Annotated in this window: 2 protein-coding genes; one reads left to right on the top strand and one right to left on the bottom strand. The window is 73.1% G+C overall.

Going from position 1 to position 2,614, the window contains the following annotated elements; translation table 11 throughout:
* Window positions 1–27 precede the first annotated feature (27 nt).
* Window positions 28–1,194 (bottom strand): xylose isomerase, encoded by a 1,167-nt coding sequence (xylA, locus tag B9S61_RS08840; protein ID WP_103541757.1) that lies wholly within the window; start codon window positions 1,192–1,194, stop codon window positions 28–30.
* Window positions 1,195–1,307: 113 nt separating this feature from the next.
* On the opposite strand from xylA, the gene xylB reads away from it, so the two are divergent.
* Window positions 1,308–2,614 (top strand): xylulokinase (gene xylB / locus B9S61_RS08835; protein ID WP_103541756.1); only part of this gene is annotated, 1,307 nt, incomplete at its 3' end.

Raw genomic sequence — 2,614 nt, 5'->3', positions numbered from 1 at the left:
GCGCCGCGCGTGGTGGGGGACTGGGGTTCAGCCCCGGGCGCCCAGCAGGTGGTCCATCGCCAGCTGGTCGAGGCGCTCGAAGCCCATGCCCCGGGCGGCGGCCGCGTCCGGGTCGAAGTCCTCGAAGGCGGTCCGGTCGCCGAGCAGGGCCTGGAGGCCGTCGGCGGCCGTCGGCTGCGCCAGTTCGTCCAGACGGGCCGCGCGCAGCGCCTCCTGCACCTCCGGGTCCGCGCGGAAGGCCGCCGCGCGCTCCTTGAGGATCAGGTAGTTGCGCATGCAGCCGGCCGCCGAGGCCCACACGCCGTCGAAGTCCTCGGTCCGCGGCGGCTTGAAGTCGAAGTGCCGCGGGCCCTCGTAACCGGCCGTCTCCAGCAGGTCCACCAGCCAGAACGCGGCACGCAGGTCGCCCGCGCCGAAACGGAGGTCCTGGTCGTACTTGATGCCGGACTGTCCGTTGAGGTCGATGTGGAACAGCTTGCCCGCCCACAGCGCCTGCGCGATGCCGTGCGGGAAGTTGAGGCCGGCCATCTGCTCGTGACCCACCTCGGGGTTCACCCCGTACAGCTCCGGCCGCTCGAGGCGCTCGATGAACGCCAGGGCGTGACCGATGGTGGGCAGCAGGATGTCGCCGCGCGGCTCGTTCGGCTTGGGCTCGATGGCGAAGCGGATGTCGTAGCCCTGGGCCGTGACGTACTCACCGAGCAGGTCGAAGGCCTCCTTCATGCGGTCGAGGGCGACCCGGACGTCCTTGGCGGCGCCGGACTCGGCGCCCTCACGGCCGCCCCAGGCGACATAGGTCTGCGCACCGAGCTCGACCGCGAGGTCGATGTTGCGGATGGTCTTGCGCAGCGCGTAGCGGCGCACCTCGCGGTCGTTGGCGGTGAAGCCGCCGTCCTTGAACACCGGGTGGGTGAACAGGTTGGTGGTCGCCATCGGCACCTTCATGCCGGTGTCGTCCAGCGCCTGCCGGAACCGCTTGACGTGCTCCTCGCGCTCGCTGTCGCTCGAGCCGAAGGGGATGAGGTCGTCGTCGTGGAAGGTCACGCCGTGGGCGCCCAGCTCGGCCAGGCGCCGGACCGACTCGGCCGGGTCGAGGGCGCCCCGCGTGGCATCGCCGAAGGGGTCCCGTCCCTGCCAGCCGACGGTCCACAGTCCGAAGGTGAACCTGTCCTCGGGGGTGGGCTGGTAGTTCATGCCGCGGCTCCTTGCTGCTGAGACTATTTCGTCATGGCGGTTTACAAATTAGTATGCAGGAACAGTTCTGGGAAGAGACACACCCCGCCGGAGCGCGGAAGAGGGAGAGACCGATGTCAGCAGCCGAGGGTCCGCTCGTCGTCGGCGTGGACACATCCACCCAGTCCACCAAGGCCCTGGTCGTCGACGTGGCGACCGGCAGGGTCGTCGCGAGCGGCCAGGCCCCGCACACGGTGACCTCGGGCGCGGGCCGGGAAAGTGATCCGCGCCAGTGGTGGGACGCCCTGTCCGAGGCCCTGCGCCAGTGCGGCGAGGCGGCGCACGAGGCCGCCGCGGTGTCGATCGGCGGACAGCAGCACGGTCTGGTGACCCTGGACGCGCAGGGGGCCCCGGTCCGTCCGGCGCTGTTGTGGAACGACGTGCGTTCCGCGCCGCAGGCGGCCCGGCTGGTCGAGGAGCTGGGCGGCGCGCAGTTCTGGGCCGAGCGGACGGGAAGCGTGCCGGCCGCCTCCTTCACGGTCACCAAGTGGGCGTGGCTGGCGGAGCACGAGCCGGACGCGGTCCGCGCCACCAGGGCGGTCCGGCTCCCCCACGACTACCTCACCGAGCGGCTCACCGGTGACGGCACGACCGACCGCGGCGATGCCTCCGGCACCGGGTGGTGGGCGTCCGGGACGGAGGCGTACGACGAGGAGATCCTCGCGCGGGTGGGCCTCGACCCGGCGCTGCTGCCGCGCGTGGTGCGGCCCGGCGAGGTCGCCGGGACCGTGCGCGACAGCAACGACCTGCCGTTCTCCAGGGGAACCCTGGTGGCCTGCGGCACCGGCGACAACGCCGCCGCCGCGCTGGGCCTCGGCGTGCGCCCCGGCACGCCGGTGATGAGCCTCGGCACTTCGGGCACCGTGTACGCCGTGTCCCGGCACCGGCAGGCCGACCCGACCGGCACGGTGGCGGGCTTCGCCGACGCGCGCGGCGACTGGCTGCCGCTGGCCTGCACCCTCAACTGCACACTCGCCGTGGACCGGGTCGCGGCCCTGCTGGGCCTGGACCGCGAGGCAGTCGAGGCCGGCCACGGCGTGACCCTGCTGCCCTTCCTGGACGGCGAGCGCACCCCGAACCTCCCCCACTCCTCCGGCCTGCTGCACGGGCTGCGGCACGACACCACCGGGGGCCAGCTGCTCCAGGCGGCCTACGACGGCGCCGTGTACTCCCTCCTGGCGGCGCTGGACCTCGTCCTCGACGAGGACGCCGACCCGTCGACACCCCTGTTGCTGATCGGCGGCGGCGCCCGGGGCACGGCCTGGCAGCGGACGGTACGGCGGCTGTCGGGACGGCCCGTGCAGGTGCCCGAGGCCAGGGAACTGGTCGCGCTCGGTGCGGCGGCGCAGGCGGCGGGGCTGCTCACCGGTGAGGATCCGGC

Source organism: Streptomyces sp. SM1 (assembly GCF_002910825.1).
Classification (GTDB): domain Bacteria; phylum Actinomycetota; class Actinomycetes; order Streptomycetales; family Streptomycetaceae; genus Streptomyces; species Streptomyces okerensis.
This window is presented reverse-complemented; position numbering and strand designations above follow the sequence as displayed.

What these genes read in the sequence shown, in the direction of transcription:
- xylA (WP_103541757.1), bottom strand. Translation starts at nt 1,194, where the DNA reads ATGAACTACCAGCCCACCCCCGAGGACAGGTTCACCTTCGGACTGTGG.